Genomic DNA, 14,324 nt, shown 5'->3' with positions numbered 1-14,324 from the left:
CTGGGGGCTTTGATGATTATTTTTTGCATCATCCGATGCCTGGATGATGGCGAAATATTAAATCTGATTAATCAAACACTGCAAATCAATACCTGGATTGGATTTGCATGATTATTTCTTAATGTTTTGCATGAAGCGTAGTTAATATAATCTGCGCTAGGTGGTATTACGTAAAAAAATCGACATTTCTGCCATGAAGATACGCCTCCTCGATGCAATGGAGGTGTGATGTTATCTAGAGATTTACGGGATATTCTGGCCGGCCTGTTTGTGGCCGCGGTCGGATTATTTTTTGCCATCGCTGGAAGCGGCTATGCCATGGGTTCCGCCGCGCGCATGGGGCCCGGGTATATGCCGGTGATCCTGGGCTGGGTGCTGTTTGCCCTGGGGGTGTTGATCGTGTTGCCCGCCTGGTTCCGCCCAGGCGACCGCATCGTCGTGCACTGGGACAGCCTGGCGGCCTCGTTGGGGGCACTGGTGGTATTTGCCTTTTTGCTGAATACCCTGGGCGTATTTTTCAGCACCATGATTGCCGTATTGGTGGCCAGCCTGCCCAAACCGATGCACATGGGCATGCGCCTGGTGATTTCCGGCATCATCGCCGTGATTACCGTCCTGATTTTCATCGTCGGTCTGAATATGACGATTTCCATGTTTCCTGAATTCTGATTGTCACGATGGAATTATTCAATAATCTGTTGATGGGGCTGCAGGTGGCTTCCGATCCCACCATCCTGTGGTATTGCTTCCTGGGGGTGTTTCTCGGCACGGCCGTGGGCGTCCTGCCCGGCATCGGTGCCCTGGCGGCCATCTCGCTGCTGCTGCCCATGACCTACCACATGTCGCCCACCGCGGCGATCGTGATGCTGGCCGGCGTGTACTACGGCGCACAGTACGGCGGATCGACGGCCTCGATCCTGATGAATTTGCCCGGGGGGCCCGCGTCGGCGGTCACCTGCCTGGATGGCTACCCGATGGCCAAGAACGGCAAGGCGGGCATTGCCCTGTTCATCACCACGATCGCGTCCCTGGTCGGCGCCATGATCGGCCTGGTGCTGCTGGTGCTGTTCTCGCCCGCGATTGCCGAGGTGGGCCTGAAGTTCGGCCCTGCTGAACTGTTTGCCATGATGGTGCTGGGCCTGGTGGCGGCCTCGTCCATGGGCACCGGCTCCCCGGTCAAGGGGCTGGCGATGGTGGTCATGGGTGTGCTGCTGGGCATGGTGGGCACTGACGTGAATTCCGGTGCCGCCCGCTTCACCTTCGATATTCCGGAGCTGATGGACGGCATCAACCTGGTGGCCCTGGCCATGGGCCTGTTCGGTGTGGCCGAGGTGGTGCGCAACATCCACGGCCAGGACGACTCGCAGAAGGTGGAGAAGGTCACACTGCGCTCTATGATCCCCGCGCGCGAGGAGATGAGGCGCAGCTATCCCGCCATGCTGCGTGGCTCGGCCCTGGGCTCGGCCTTGGGAGCGTTGCCTGGCGTGGGCCCGTCGATTGCCGCGTTCATGTCGTATGCGATTGAAAAGCGTGTGGCCAAGGATCCCAGCCAGTTTGGCCAGGGCGCCGTGCAAGGCATTTCTGCCCCCGAGTCCGCCAACAACGCTGCGGCGCAGACCGCCTTCGTGCCGTCGCTGTCGCTGGGAATTCCCGGGGATGCGGTGATGGCCATCATGCTGGGGGCGCTGATCATCCACGGCATCACGCCCGGGCCGATGCTGATCAACGAGCAGCCCGAAATGTTCTGGGGCCTGGTGGTCAGCTTTGCCATCGGCAATCTGATGCTGGTGCTGCTGAACATTCCCACCATCAGCATCTGGGTGTCGCTGCTGCGCATTCCGTTCACCTGGCTCTATCCCGCCATCCTGGTGTTCGTGGCCCTGGGGGTGTACAGCGTCAACAACAACCACTTCGACATCTACATGGTGGCCGGGCTGGGGGTGCTGGGCTACCTGTTCATGCTGCTGCGCTTCGAGGCCGCGCCGCTGCTGTTGGGCTACATCCTGGGGCCGATGGTGGAGGAAAACCTGCGCCGCGCGCTGCTGCTGTCGCGTGGCGATCCGGCCATCTTCTTTGACCGGCCCATCAGTGCCACCCTGCTGTACGTGACCCTGGCCATGCTGGGCTGGACCCTGTTCAAGTTCCTGCGCCGCAGCCTACGTACATCTCACATCTGAGCGCGCTGCGCTTCCCGACAGAATGGCTCTGGGGCATGGTGGTGCCCCAGAGCCATTCGTGAACCTGCCGCCCCCTGGGGCGGCTTTGTCCTGTGCCCACCGTTGTGGTGTTGACGCATGAAGCATATTTTGTTGATTGAAGACGATGCAGCGATTGCGGAGTACATCTCCAGCAACCTGTGTCCAGCCACCTACCAGGTCGTGCATGTGACCGAGGCCAACAGCGGCCTGCAGCATGCGCTGTCACGCGCCTGGGATTGCATCTTGCTGGATCGCATGCTGCCCATGGGGGTGGATGGGCTGGATGTGCTCAAGGCCCTGCGGGCCGTGGCCAACACCACGCCGACCATGGTGGTCAGCGCGCTGGGCCAGACGGACGAGCGCGTGCGCTGCCTCAAGGCCGGGGCGGACGACTACCTGCCCAAGCCTTTCATCATGGAGGAGCTGGAGGCCCGCATTGAGGCCCTGGTGCGCCGCACGGCAACGTCCACGCCCCCAGCCAGCCATGTGCTGCAGCTGGGGGACCTGCAGGTGGACCTGATTGCGCACGCGGTGTTCCGCGCGGGCGAGCGGATCGCGCTCAACCCGCGCGAATTCAAGCTGCTGGGCTATCTGCTGAAGAACGCCGGGCAGACCGTGACGCGCACCATGGTGCTGGAGAACGTCTGGGCCTACGACTTCCAGCCCGAGACCAACATCATCGACGTGCACATCAGCCACTTGCGGCAGAAGATTGACGTGGGCGGCGGGCCTTCGCTGATCCGCACGGTCCGCGGGATGGGCTACCGCATCGACGTGCCCGTGGCGATGTAAATGACCACGGCGACGCACCCCGTGCTGGGGCCCTTGCACCGGGCCTGGAAATCCAGCTCCTTTCGGCTGGCGCTGTGCTTCAGCGCCGTGGTGGTCAGCATCCTGGTGGGCACGCTGTCCGTGTACTACGTGGAGATCGTGGGCACGGTCAGCCAGCGGCTGGATGACTATGCGCTGCGCAACAGCAAGCGCCTGCTCAGCGCCTATGCCCAGCAGGGCGAGGCCGGGCTGGTGGAGGAGATCCAGCGCCTGGTCAGCGACGGCATCGACAGCCAGGATGAGATCTTCATTTACCAGCACTTGGATGGCGCAGTCTGGGCGGGCAATGCCACCATCGACCTGGTGCATGCGCCGCGTGTGGCGGCGCTGCAGGATTTGCCCGTGGAGCAGGAGGCGCGCAGCTTCAATGGCCGGGTCAAGATCGACGACCTGGGGCAGCAACGCTTCTTGATTGTCGGCAGTGACCTGCAGGCCCTGACCGACATCCAGCACCGCTACATGAAGGCCACGGCGCTGGCGCTGGGGCTGGCGGTGGGCCTTTCGCTGCTGGGCGCAATGGTGTTCCGCCGCCTGATGGACAGGCGTGCCGCGGAAGTCCGCCAGGCGATCCGCCAGGCTGGGCAGGGCAACCTGCACTTTCGCATTCCCATGAACCGCAAGAGCGATGAGTTCAGCCTGCTGGAGCAGGACATCAACCAGATGCTGGAACAGCTGGAGCAATTGGTGCGCGGTATCCGCCATGTGTCGCACATGGTGGCGCACAACCTGCGCACGCCGTTGAACCGCGCGTTGCACCGGGTGCAGGCGGCCAAGCTGGCGCCGGAAATCCTGCGCCCGGCGCTGCTGGACCAGGTGCAGGAGGAGCTGGATCACCTGCAGCGCCTGTTCAGCAAGATGCTGCTGCTGGCCGAGGTGGAGGCCGGGGTGGGGCAGCACAACTTCGAGCCCTTGGATCTGCAGCAGGTCCTGCAGGAGGTGCTGGAGTACTACGAACCGCTGTTCAGTGACCGGCAGGTGGAACTGCAGCTGGCGCTGGAGCCCGGTGGCTGGGTGTTGGGGGACTCGCACCTGCTGGCGAATGCGATGTCCAACCTGCTGGACAACTTCCTGAAATACGGGCTGTCCGCCGAGCAGCGCTGCCTGGAAGTGCACCTGCAGCGCCAGGGCCACGAGGTGCAGCTGCGGCTGCGCGACCATGGTGTCGGCGTGGCGCCCGCGATGCTCGAGCGCCTGTCCGAGCATTTTGTGCGCGACCCGCAGCACCAGCAGCAGCCGGGGCATGGCCTGGGGCTGGCCAGCGTCAAGGCCATCGTGCGCTTGCACCAGGGGCGCATCGGCTGGCGGCTGGCGCAGCCTGGGCTGGAGACCTGGGTGCGCCTGCCACTGCACCAGCCCTGAACGCAGGCCGGGCCGTCAGGGCCCGGGCCACCCGTTCACTTCCAGTACTGGCACTTGCTTTCGGCCTTGGTGGTCCAGACCTGGTCGGCAGGCAGCTTCTTGATCAGCTTGTAGTAATCCCAGGTGCCTTTGGATTCGGCCGGGGACTTCACTTCCATCAGGTACATGTCGTGGGCGTAGCGGCCATCGGGGCGGATCACGCCTTCGCCAAAGAAGTCCTTGATGGGCTTGCTCTTCCACTCGGCCATGACCTTGTCTGCTTCCAGCGTGCCGGCGCGCTGGGCGGCTTGCAGCCAGGTCATGGTGGCCGAATAGTCGGCGGCCTGGATTTCGCTGGGGCGGCGCTTGGTCTTGGCCATGAACTTGTCGGCGAACTTGCGCGACTCGTCGTTCATGTCCCAGTACCAGCTGGTGGTGAACTGCAGGCCTTCGGTGTTCTTCACGCCCAGGCTGTGGATGTCGCTGAAGAAAATCAGCAGGCCGGCCAGCTTCATGCCCTTGGTGACGCCGAATTCGCGCGCCGCCTTGATGGAATTGATGGTGTCGCCACCGGCATTCGCCAGGCCCAGTATCTGGGCCTTGCTGTTCTGGGCCTGCAGCATGAAGCTGGAGAAGTCGCTGGCGTTCAGCGGTGTCCGGACCGCCCCCACCACCTTGCCGCCATTGGCCTCGACGATCTTGGAGGTGTCGGCTTCCAGCGCATGGCCGAAGGCGTAATCGGCCGTCAGGAAGAACCAGCTCTTGCCCCCGGCTTCCACCACAGCCTTGCCTGTGCCCTTGGCCAGGGCCACGGTGTCGAAGGCGTAGTGCACGGTGTAGGGGCTGCACTGTTCATTGGTCAGTGCAGAGCTGCCGGCGCCGTTGTCCACAAAGATGCGTTTCTTCTCTTGTGCGACCTTGGCCATGGCCAGGGCGGTGGCGCTGTTCGTGCCGCCAAACACCAGGCTGATGTCCTGCTGGTCGATCCATTCGCGGGCCTTGCTGGCGGCGATGTCGGCCTTGTTCTGGTGGTCGGCGGTGAGCAGTTCGATGGGCTTGCCCAGCAGCTTGCCGCCAAAGTCGTCAATCGCCATCTGGATGGCGACCGCCCCGTTCTTGCCTTCCACGTCGGCATACAGGCTGGACATGTCGGTGATGAAGCCGATCTTGACGGTGTCGGGCTCTTTGAAGGTCTGGGCCTGGGCAGCGGCAGACCACAGGCCCATGCCGCACAGAGCCAGAACCAGGGGAGAGAGAGCGTGGCGCATTCCGAAAACTCCTTGTGTACCGTGTGACAAAAAGGGGTTCAGATTGCGCCGCCGACGCCATCTTTCCAACTGGGGCAAGCACGGGCGGGGAATGTCCTTGCTTGCCACGCAGGTGGACTTTGTGCTGCGCTCTAGGGCGCTGTGGCGGTGGTCGCGGGGGCGAGGTCGGGGATGGTGGCCGGCTGGGCCACCTCGGGCGCGCGGTTCTGGCGTGCGGCCTTGACCTCCTGGCCCAGGTCGTACACGGCGGTGGCGTAGTAGCTGGACCAGTTGTAGCGCGTGATGGTGTAGAAGTTCTGGGTGCCGACGAGGTAGCTGGGCGCGGCTTCGCCGTTTTTCAACTCGATCAGCGCCAGTGGGCCGTCATGGTCCAGCCCGCCCTGGGGCACCACGCCCAGCTCGACCATCTGGGCCGCCGTGAAGCTGGGGCGGATGTCCGGTGCCAGCAGGGTTGGCAGGTTCAGGCGGTCGGTGTTGAACAGGGCGGTGTACCAGACCGGCTGCCCGCTGACCCAGCCATGCGCCTTGAAGTAGTTGGCCACCGAGCCGATGGCATCGGCTGCGCTGTTGAACAGATCGATGCGTCCATCGCGGTCAAAGTCGACGGCCCACTGGGCCCAGCTGGTGGGCATGAACTGGCCCAGCCCCATGGCCCCGGCGTAGCTGCCGCGCGGCTCCGTGGTGGGGGTGCCAACGTTGTGCATCATCACCAGGAACTGCTCCAGCTCACCCTGGAAATAGCGCTGGCGTTCTGCGGCCCGCGGATGCGCCTGCGGGAAATCGAAGGCCAGGGTTGCCAGGCTGTCCAGCACGCGCAGGTTGCCCATGTTGCGGCCGTAAATGGTCTCGACGCCGATGATGCCGACCACCATTTCGGCGGGCACGCCAAACATCGTCTCGGCACGCGCCAGGGTGTCGGCATTCTGGTCCCAGAAGCGCACCCCGGCGTTGATGCGCACCGGGTCGATGAAGCGGCGGCGGTAGTCACCCCAATCGCGCGCGGTGGTGCTGGTCTTGGGGGCCGGCGTCATCAGGCGCGGCACCTGCGGCAGGAAGCGCGCCTGCGCCAGCTGGGCCTGGATCCATGCCAGGTCCAGGTGCTGGCGCGCGGCCATTTCGCGCGCCCAGCGCTGGGCATCGGCGCGTTGTGCATACGGGGCGCTGGCGGCCGTGCTCTTGGCAGGGTTGTTTTTGGGCGCGCGGGGTGCGCTGTTCTGTGCGTCTGCAGGCAGGTGGGTGGCGCAGCCTGTGACTAGGCCGAGCAGGAACAAGGAGGGAAGCAAACGTTTCATGGAGTACGGGGGCTGGGCCAAATCAAAGCGCGGTATGCACGCCGCAGCTGGGCCAGGCTGGGCGTCTGGGGGCCATGCGGTGCATAGCGCCATTGTTCCATCTGCAGCAGCCACTGCTGCAGTGGCTGGGATTCATCCCCCCATTGTGCTTGGGCAGCGGCCGCCAGGGCCTGCAGCCCCCGCGTGTCCGCATGCTCCAGGCCATGGCGCTGCAACTGCTGCCGGGCCTGCTGCATCAGGCGCAGCCAGGGGTCGGCCACCCAGCGCCGGCGCCAGCGCTGCCAGGCCGCACCGAGGGTGGCGAGGGCCAGCAGGCTGCTCAGCCCGGCTGCCAGTTGCGGGATGCTCCAGTCGGTCCAGCCCAGGCGCTGTAGCAGGGCCGACTGGTCGCGCGGGGTGTAATTCAGCACCCAGTCGTTCCAGCGGTGGTTGAGGGCTTCCCAGTTGGCGCGCAGGCGGCGCAGGACGTCGGGGCTGATGACCTGGTCCATGGCGCCACCGAAGGCTGAGGTGGGCGGTGACAGCCGTTGCAGCTGCTCGGTGCGCGAGGGCGCCACGGCCGAGGTGGGGTCGATGCGCAGCCAGCCCTCGTGGGGCAGCCAGACTTCGGTCCAGGCGTGGGCGTCGCTTTGGCGCACGGTCCACAACCCGTCCACCGGGTTGCGCTCGCCCCCCTGGTAGCCGGTGACGATGCGTGCCGGAATGCCGGCGGCGCGCATCAGCACCGTGAAGGCCGAGGCGATGTGCTCGCAAAAGCCGTTGTGCGTCTCGAACCAGAAGGCGTCGGCCGTGTGCGGGCCGGGCACCACATCGGGCGCCAGCGTGTAGACGTAGCGGCCGCTGCCCAGGTGATTGAGGGCGGCCTGGACGATGGCGGTGTCATCCGTGCCGTGGTCGCGGCGCAGCGTCTGCGCCCATTGCGTGGTGCGGGGGTTCAGATCAGGCGGCAGCTGCAGGTGCTGGCGGCGCTGGAAGTCCGACAGTTGCTGGCCATAGGCGTAGTGCAGGTGGGCCTGGGCGCGGTAGCGCAGCACCTCGGTGAGGGGGCGTGCCGTCAGCCACTGCAGGTCGGCGGTGCGCTGCACCCGGCGCTGGGCATCCGGGGGCGACAGGGTGGCATCCAGGGTCAGCAGCCAGCGTTGCTGGTGGGCCTCCAGGGTGATTTCATAGTCGATGGCCGTCCCCAGCCCAGAGGCGGCGACCTGGGCCGTGGCCGGCAGCGCATACGGGGCGCCGTCGGCGTCCGCTTGCCAGTTGCGCCCGTCAAAGCGGCTCAGCACCGGCCCCCGGAAGTACAGCAAGCGCTGCGGCGGGGCTTTGCCATCGGGGCTGTCAAAGCGCACGCGCAGGGCCACGCTGTGGTTTTGCGCCAGCTCGGCCACTTGGCCGACGGTCATGTCGTTGGACAGGCCGGTCGTGCCTTTGCTGGCCTGCGTGGGCAGGCCCCACAGCGGCGGCAGGCGCGGGAAGGCCAGGAACAGCACCAGCATCAGGGGCGCGCCCAGCAGCATCAGCAGGCCCGCGGTGCGCACCAGCTGCCGCAGGCTGGGGTAGCCGGACGGCATGTGCGCATTCACCAGGCAGACCAGCAGCCCCCAGACGGCCACCAGCATGGCGAGGGCCATGCTCAGCGACTGGGACTGCAGGAACAGGGTGAGCAGCGTGAAGAAGCCCAGGAAAAAGATCACCATGGCGTCGCGGCGGGCGCGCATCTCCAGGGTCTTGAGCACCAGCAGCAGGATCACCAGGACCACGCCGGCCTCGGGACCGACGATGGAGCGGAACTGCAGCGCCGTGGCACCCACGGCCAAGGCCAGCAGGGCCGCCAGCAGCCAGGTGCCCGGCAGGCGCTGGCCGCTGCGGGCTAGCCACATGCGCCAGCCCAGCAGCAGTGCCGCCAGGGCGCTGGCCCACGGCGGCAGGTAGGCCACCTGCGGCAGCAGCACCAGGGCCACCACCCCCAGCACCAGCAAGGTGTCGCGGGTCTCGCGCGGCAGGGGAGGGGTGGTGGTGGAATCCATTTTTGATAGCTGCTTGCGTAGGTTGTATGCGCGCTGGAAGGTTATTTGATTCAAAACTCTAATGCGGCGCGGCGGATTTGCCGTCCACGGCCAATGCCGCCAGGCAGGCGTGCAAATGCGGCTCGCCCATGGCCTGGGGCAATTGCTGGCCGCTGGGCAGTCGCAGCCCCCACAGCGCCTGCTGGGCGTGGGCCTGCAGCACCCAGGCGGTGAGGCGGGCGATCTGCGCCTCGGGATCGGTCAGGCCCGTGGCGCGGGCATCCAGCCACAGGCGGTCGGCCTGAGGCGCCGTGCCGCTGCGCACCACCAGGTCACCGTGGCCCAGGGCCAGGGCCGAGGCGGCTTTCTTCCACACGATGCTGCGCAGGCTGTCGCCGCGCTGGTAGTGGCGCACGTTGTCGGGCTCGACCATCCCGCCGAACTGCGGCAAGCTGGTGCCGGAGTGGGCGTGGTCCAGGTGCTGGATGGGGGGCGCCGGTGTTTCGGGGCACGGGTAGACCAGCACCCGGCCATCGGGCTGCCAATAGCTCCACAGGCGGAACACGCCCAGCGGGTAACGGCTTTCCAGCACCACCCGGGGCACGCGGTGCCAGCCGCGCTGGTGCGGCACGCTGCCCAGTTCGACCACCTGCGTGTGGCCGGCGGCCACGTCGGCATGCACCCAGGCCAGCGGGCCTTGCGAGCGGTTGAGCGCCACGGACAGGCCGTGGCGGTGCGGACCGGCGGCTGGGGCCTGCAGGTGCAGCGGCACGGTGGCGCGCTCGCCCTGGAACACGGGCTGCAGCGGCCCCAGGTGCAGTTGCAGGCCCTGCAGGTTGCGGTGGCCCACCCAGACGCTGGCCAGGGCACTGCCGGCGATCAGGAAGGTGAGCAGGTAGCCCAGGTTGAGCTGGAAGTTGATCGACGCGACCAGCAGCACCAGCAGCGTGGCCGCCAGCATGCAACCAGCGGCCGAGGGCAGCACATAGATGTTGCGGTGCCCCAGGGTGTGCTCGGCACCGGGCACCTGGCCGCGCGTGACCCAGTTGTGCAAGCGCTGTCGCCAGCGGCTGCGGGTGGGGCGCTGCGGCTCGGACATCAGGGCAGGGCGACCGTGTGCAACAGCGCCTGGACCTGCGCGACCGTGCCCCGGCCGGCACGCGCCACGGCGTGCAGGCGGTGTGCCATGGTGGGCACGAACATGGCCTGCACATCGTCGGGCGATGCGTAGTCGCGGCCGTGCAGCAGGGCATTGGCCTTGGCCGCGCGCAACAGGGCAATGCCGGCGCGGGGGGACAGGCCCTGCACAAACCACTGCCCGTTGCGCGTGGCATCCACCAGGTCCTGGATGTAGTGCAGCAAGGGCTCGGCCGCATGGACCTGCAGCACCGCCTGCTGCAGCGCGGCCAGCTCCTCAGGCGTCAGCTGGGGCGGCAACTGGTCGGCATGGGCGCGGTGGCCGTGGTGGGCCAGCAGTTGCAGCTCCGACGCACGGTCGGGATAGCCCAGGCTGACGCGCATCAAGAAACGGTCCAATTGGCTCTCGGGCAAGGGGTTGGTGCCCAGCTGTTCCTGCGGGTTCTGGGTGGCAATCACGAAAAACGGCGTGGGCAGCGGGTGGGTCCGGCCTTCGATGGAGACCTGTTTTTCCTCCATGGCTTCGAGCAGCGCACTCTGGGTCTTGGGGCTGGCCCGGTTGATTTCATCGGCCAGCAGCACCTGCGCAAACACGGGGCCGGGGTGGAACACAAAGCCTTCGCGGCCCCGGTCGTAGACGGACACCCCGGTCAGGTCACTGGGCATCAGGTCGGCGGTGAACTGCACGCGGGAAAACTGCAGACCGAACGCATGGGCCAGGGCATGGGCCAGGGTGGTTTTGCCCACGCCCGGCACATCTTCGATCAGCAGATGCCCACCGGCCAGCAGGCAGGCCACGCAGTCCTGGACCTGCTGTTTTTTGCCAACGATCACCGTGTTAAGCTGATCCAAAAGAGACCGGATTTTTTGTGATGTCATGCACAGAAGGTATCCGAAAACAATGACAACAGGGGACAAGAAAAGTGGGCAAGACAGGCTATTTTTCTCATCACTCATGCCGACAGCATGAGATGGGGCCAGGGCATCCGGAGTGTCCGCAGCGCCTGGATGCGATCGAGGACCGGTTGCTGATGACCGGGGTGCTGGACGGTCTCGAACGGATCGAGGCACCCGCCGCCGCGCTCAGCGATGTCGAACTGGCCCATGACCGCATGCACGTGGCGGCCCTGCGTGGCCTGACCGACAGGCTGGTCGAAGAGCAGGCCGCCGGCGGCCCCGAATACACCCAGCTGGACACCGACACGTCCATCAACGCCCACACCTTCACTGCCGCGCTGCACGCGGCCGGCGCGGCGGTGGCGGCCACCGATGCGGTGCTGGACGGCGAACTGGAAAACGCCTTTTGCGCCATCCGTCCCCCCGGCCACCACGCCACGCGCGACAAGGCCATGGGCTTTTGCTTCTTCAACAATGTGGCGATTGCCGCCTTGCACGCCCTGCAGCGGCGCAACCTCAAGCGGGTGGCGATCGTGGACTTTGACGTGCACCACGGCAACGGCACGGAAGACATCCTGGCCGGTGACAACCGCGTGCTGATGGTGAGTTTCTTTCAGCACCCCTTCTACCCGTTCAGCGGCGACAAGGAGCCGGCCGCGAACATGCTCAACATCCCGGTGGCGGCCTACACCAAGGGCATGGACATCCGCGAGCTGGTCGAGATGCTGTGGATCCCCCGGCTGGAGGCTTTCAAGCCCGAGATGATCTTCGTCAGCGCTGGTTTCGATGCCCACCGCGACGACGATATGGGACAGCTGGGCCTCACGGAAAACGACTACATCTGGTTGACCGAGCGCATCAAGGACATTGCCCGCCGCTTCAGCAAGGGGCGCATCGTCTCCTGCCTGGAAGGGGGCTACATGATGGGGCCGCTGTCACGCAGTGTGGAAGCGCACCTGCGTGTGCTGGCTGATGTTTGAGTGGAGGTGGGTATGGATGCAGAGCTGCTGGTGCAAACGCGCGATGCGCGCGGCGTGGTCACGCTGACCTTGAACGATCCGGTGCGCTTCAACGCCCTGGGGGCCCCCATGCTGGAGGCCTTGCAGTCGGCCCTGACGGAGCTGGCCACCGACACCGACGTGCGCGTGGTGGTGCTGGCCGCCCAAGGCAAGGCCTTTTGTGCCGGGCATAACCTCAAGGACATGGCGGCCCACCCGCAGCTGGACTATTACCAGGACTTGTTCGCGCAATGCTCGCGTATGATGCTGAGCATTGCACGCCTGCCTGTGCCCGTGATCGCGCGGGTGCAGGGCATGGCCACGGCGGCGGGCTGCCAACTGGTGGCGCAGTGTGATCTGGCGGTGGCCAGCACGCAGGCCAGCTTTGCCACCAGTGGCATCCAGTACGGGCTGTTCTGTGCCACGCCCAGCGTGCCCCTGGTGCGCAACATCCCTTTCAAGCAGGCGATGGAAATGCTGTTGACGGGCGACTTCATGGACGCCGAGACGGCCCAGTCCCGGGGGCTGGTGAACCGCGTGGTGGCCCCCGAGGAGTTGGATGCCGAGGTGGAGAAGCTGGTGCAGGCCATCGTGCAAAAGCCGGCAACGGCGGTGCGCATGGGCAAGGAACTGCTGTATCGCCAGCGTGAGCTGGGTCTGCAGGCTGCCTACCAGCTGGCTGGCGAGGTCATGGCCTGCAACATGATGGATGCCGATGCCCAGGAGGGCGCGCAGGCCTTCGCGCAAAAGCGCGTGCCCCGCTGGCGCCAGTAGACCGGGGCATGCTGGGCGGGCCGCAGGCCGGCCACCCCGGCAGACTGCGCCACAATCAGCCCATTCATAGCCGCAGGGTGGTTGCACCATGGACATCGTTGACAAGCTGATTGATGACTTCAACAACTCCAGCGCCTGGCTGGAGTTTTTTATCGTGCTCGGCGGTTTGCTGCTGGCCTACGTCTGCGTGCGCTTCTGGGGCCGCCACCTGAAGCACAAGGGGCGCGCCGCCTCGGTCTGGTTTGGCTCCAACCCGCTGCATGGGGCGATGTTCCCCTTGATGGCGTTGCTGTGGATCTACATCGCGCAAGCCATCACGGTGCAGTACATGCCGGTGTTTTGGCTGCGGATCGCCATCTCGCTGCTGTGCTCGCTGACCGTGATCCGCTTCGTGGCCCGGGTGTTGAGCAAGTCGTTCCCCCAATCCACCGGCATGCGCCTGATCGAGCGGGTGTTCTCGTGGATGGTCTGGGGGCTGGCCGTGCTGCACAGCCTGGGCCTGCTGACGCAGGTGCTGGCCGAGCTGGATGCCGTCCGGCTGACGCTGGGCAAGTCGCAGATCAGCCTGCTGAGTCTGATTGAGGGCGCGCTGTCCACCGGCCTGATGCTGGTGGTGGTCCTGTGGGTGTCCAGCCTGTTCGAGCAGCATGTGATCAACCGCTGGGTTGGCGACCTGTCCATGCGCAAGGTCAGCATGAATGTGACGCGCGGGGTGCTGATCACCGTGGGCCTGCTGCTGGCGCTGTCCTGGGTTGGTATGGACCTGACCACGCTGTCGGTCATGGGGGGCGCGATCGGCGTTGGCCTGGGGTTCGGCATGCAGAAGATCGCCTCCAACTACGTCAGCGGTTTTCTGGTGCTCATCGAACGGGCCCTGCGGATTGGCGACAACGTCCGCGTCGATGGGTTCGAGGGGCGCATCACCGACATCAAGACCCGTTTCACGGTCATCCAGGCCTTGAATGGCCGCGAATCCATCGTGCCGAATGAAACCTTGATCACCCAGCGGGTGGAGAACCTGACGCAATCCGATCGCCGGTTCAGCCTGTCAACCACGATGGTGGTCGGCATGGACAGCGATGTGGAGCAGGTGCGCCAGGTCCTGCTGGCGGCGGCGACCAGCCAGCCCCGCGTGTTGGCCCAGCCGGGGCCCTCGGTGCAACTGGTGGATTTCCTGGAGCATGGCCTGCAGTTCAGCCTGAACTACTACATCAGCGACCCGCAGAACGGGCAGGGCAACATCCGCTCCGACGTCAACCTGGCGGTGCTGCAGGGCTTGCGCGCGGCGGGCATCCAGCTGCCAGTACCACGGCAGGTGCTGGAGTGGTCGGGCGGTGCGCCCGGTGCCAAAGACGTCAAGGTTGACCCTGAGGCCGTGGACCACCGGGTCTAGGTGAAGACCCTAGGTTGATCAAAAAACGCTGGGGATTTCACAAGCTGCGTGCATAAAATGGAACGATCGTTCTTTTTTATCCGCCCTGCTTGGCAACGTCTTTTTACGGGACTTGCTGCATCGCGGCATAGAATGTTCCAAGTTTACGTTTACGTCAATTCAAACAACTTGTAATCACACTGATCCAAGGAGCAGCAG

General features: G+C 65.4%; 12 protein-coding genes. 7 read left to right on the top strand and 5 right to left on the bottom strand.

Annotation, left to right across the window (positions count from 1 at the left end; genetic code table 11):
- Nucleotides 1–228 precede the first annotated feature (228 nt).
- The 4 genes from CA2_RS06055 to CA2_RS06040 all read left to right on the top strand — a co-directional run bounded on the left by CA2_RS06055 (nucleotide 229) and on the right by CA2_RS06040 (nucleotide 4,388).
- On the top strand, nucleotides 229–669 hold the full coding sequence (locus CA2_RS06055; protein ID WP_042413900.1) for a tripartite tricarboxylate transporter TctB family protein: 441 nt from the start codon (nucleotides 229–231) through the stop codon (nucleotides 667–669).
- Between the two features lie 8 nt (nucleotides 670–677).
- Nucleotides 678–2,177, top strand: a complete 1,500-nt coding sequence (locus CA2_RS06050; RefSeq protein ID WP_042413897.1) for a tripartite tricarboxylate transporter permease — start codon at nucleotides 678–680, stop codon at nucleotides 2,175–2,177.
- Between the two features lie 117 nt (nucleotides 2,178–2,294).
- On the top strand, nucleotides 2,295–2,990 hold the full coding sequence (locus CA2_RS06045) for a response regulator transcription factor (RefSeq protein ID WP_042413894.1): 696 nt from the start codon (nucleotides 2,295–2,297) through the stop codon (nucleotides 2,988–2,990).
- A complete protein-coding gene (locus tag CA2_RS06040; protein WP_042413891.1) occupies nucleotides 2,991–4,388 on the top strand; it encodes a HAMP domain-containing sensor histidine kinase in 1,398 nt (465 codons plus the stop codon). It begins immediately after the preceding gene.
- 35 nt (nucleotides 4,389–4,423) lie between these two features.
- Here the strand turns inward: CA2_RS06040 and CA2_RS06035 are convergent, their stop codons facing one another.
- From CA2_RS06035 to CA2_RS06015, 5 genes are all read right to left on the bottom strand, one after another.
- Complete coding sequence (locus tag CA2_RS06035) at nucleotides 4,424–5,635, bottom strand: ABC transporter substrate-binding protein (RefSeq protein ID WP_042413887.1); 1,212 nt, start codon at nucleotides 5,633–5,635, stop codon at nucleotides 4,424–4,426.
- A 131-nt stretch (nucleotides 5,636–5,766) separates the two neighbouring features.
- On the bottom strand, nucleotides 5,767–6,927 hold the full coding sequence (gene mltB, locus CA2_RS06030; RefSeq protein WP_081888891.1) for a lytic murein transglycosylase B: 1,161 nt from the start codon (nucleotides 6,925–6,927) through the stop codon (nucleotides 5,767–5,769).
- Nucleotides 6,924–8,948, bottom strand: coding sequence for a transglutaminase TgpA family protein (locus tag CA2_RS06025; protein ID WP_042413885.1), 2,025 nt, complete (start codon nucleotides 8,946–8,948; stop codon nucleotides 6,924–6,926). Before CA2_RS06025 ends, mltB begins: the two co-directional genes overlap by 4 nt.
- A 58-nt stretch (nucleotides 8,949–9,006) precedes the next feature.
- Nucleotides 9,007–10,026: a DUF58 domain-containing protein gene (locus CA2_RS06020; protein WP_042413882.1), complete on the bottom strand. Its 1,020-nt coding sequence runs from the start codon at nucleotides 10,024–10,026 to the stop codon at nucleotides 9,007–9,009.
- Nucleotides 10,026–10,943 carry an AAA family ATPase gene (locus tag CA2_RS06015; protein ID WP_042413879.1) on the bottom strand — a complete coding sequence of 306 codons (918 nt, stop codon included), beginning with the start codon at nucleotides 10,941–10,943 and terminating at the stop codon, nucleotides 10,026–10,028. The genes CA2_RS06020 and CA2_RS06015 overlap by 1 nt, the downstream gene beginning before the upstream one ends.
- A gap of 44 nt (nucleotides 10,944–10,987) precedes the next feature.
- Between CA2_RS06015 and CA2_RS06010 the strand changes: the two genes are divergently transcribed.
- The 3 genes from CA2_RS06010 (at nucleotide 10,988) to CA2_RS06000 (ending at nucleotide 14,126) form a co-directional block, all read left to right on the top strand.
- Complete coding sequence (locus CA2_RS06010) at nucleotides 10,988–11,941, top strand: histone deacetylase family protein (RefSeq protein WP_043386956.1); 954 nt, start codon at nucleotides 10,988–10,990, stop codon at nucleotides 11,939–11,941.
- Nucleotides 11,942–11,953: 12 nt separating this feature from the next.
- Entirely contained in the window at nucleotides 11,954–12,733 is a 780-nt protein-coding gene (locus CA2_RS06005; RefSeq protein WP_042413874.1) for an enoyl-CoA hydratase, read from the top strand.
- An 88-nt stretch (nucleotides 12,734–12,821) separates the two neighbouring features.
- The gene (locus CA2_RS06000) at nucleotides 12,822–14,126 is read left to right on the top strand and encodes a mechanosensitive ion channel family protein (protein ID WP_042413871.1); all 1,305 of its coding nucleotides are present in this window, start codon (nucleotides 12,822–12,824) and stop codon (nucleotides 14,124–14,126) included.
- Nucleotides 14,127–14,324: the final 198 nt, after the last annotated feature.

Source organism: Comamonas aquatica NBRC 14918, from assembly GCF_000739875.1.
Lineage (GTDB): Bacteria > Pseudomonadota > Gammaproteobacteria > Burkholderiales > Burkholderiaceae_C > Comamonas > Comamonas aquatica.
Note: the sequence above shows the minus strand (reverse complement) of the source record. Positions and strands in the feature narration are given on the sequence as shown.

Excerpts from the sequence above, each read along its gene's own strand:
- CA2_RS06000 (WP_042413871.1), top strand. The coding sequence starts at position 12,822 with ATGGACATCGTTGACAAGCTGATTGATGACTTCAACAACTCCAGCGCC.
- mltB (WP_081888891.1), bottom strand. The coding sequence starts at position 6,927 with ATGAAACGTTTGCTTCCCTCCTTGTTCCTGCTCGGCCTAGTCACAGGC.
- CA2_RS06040 (WP_042413891.1), top strand. The coding sequence starts at position 2,991 with ATGACCACGGCGACGCACCCCGTGCTGGGGCCCTTGCACCGGGCCTGG.
- CA2_RS06025 (WP_042413885.1), bottom strand. The coding sequence starts at position 8,948 with ATGGATTCCACCACCACCCCTCCCCTGCCGCGCGAGACCCGCGACACC.
- CA2_RS06045 (WP_042413894.1), top strand. The coding sequence starts at position 2,295 with ATGAAGCATATTTTGTTGATTGAAGACGATGCAGCGATTGCGGAGTAC.
- CA2_RS06055 (WP_042413900.1), top strand. The coding sequence starts at position 229 with ATGTTATCTAGAGATTTACGGGATATTCTGGCCGGCCTGTTTGTGGCC.
- CA2_RS06050 (WP_042413897.1), top strand. The coding sequence starts at position 678 with ATGGAATTATTCAATAATCTGTTGATGGGGCTGCAGGTGGCTTCCGAT.
- CA2_RS06005 (WP_042413874.1), top strand. The coding sequence starts at position 11,954 with ATGGATGCAGAGCTGCTGGTGCAAACGCGCGATGCGCGCGGCGTGGTC.
- CA2_RS06020 (WP_042413882.1), bottom strand. The coding sequence starts at position 10,026 with ATGTCCGAGCCGCAGCGCCCCACCCGCAGCCGCTGGCGACAGCGCTTG.
- CA2_RS06035 (WP_042413887.1), bottom strand. The coding sequence starts at position 5,635 with ATGCGCCACGCTCTCTCTCCCCTGGTTCTGGCTCTGTGCGGCATGGGC.
- CA2_RS06015 (WP_042413879.1), bottom strand. The coding sequence starts at position 10,943 with ATGACATCACAAAAAATCCGGTCTCTTTTGGATCAGCTTAACACGGTG.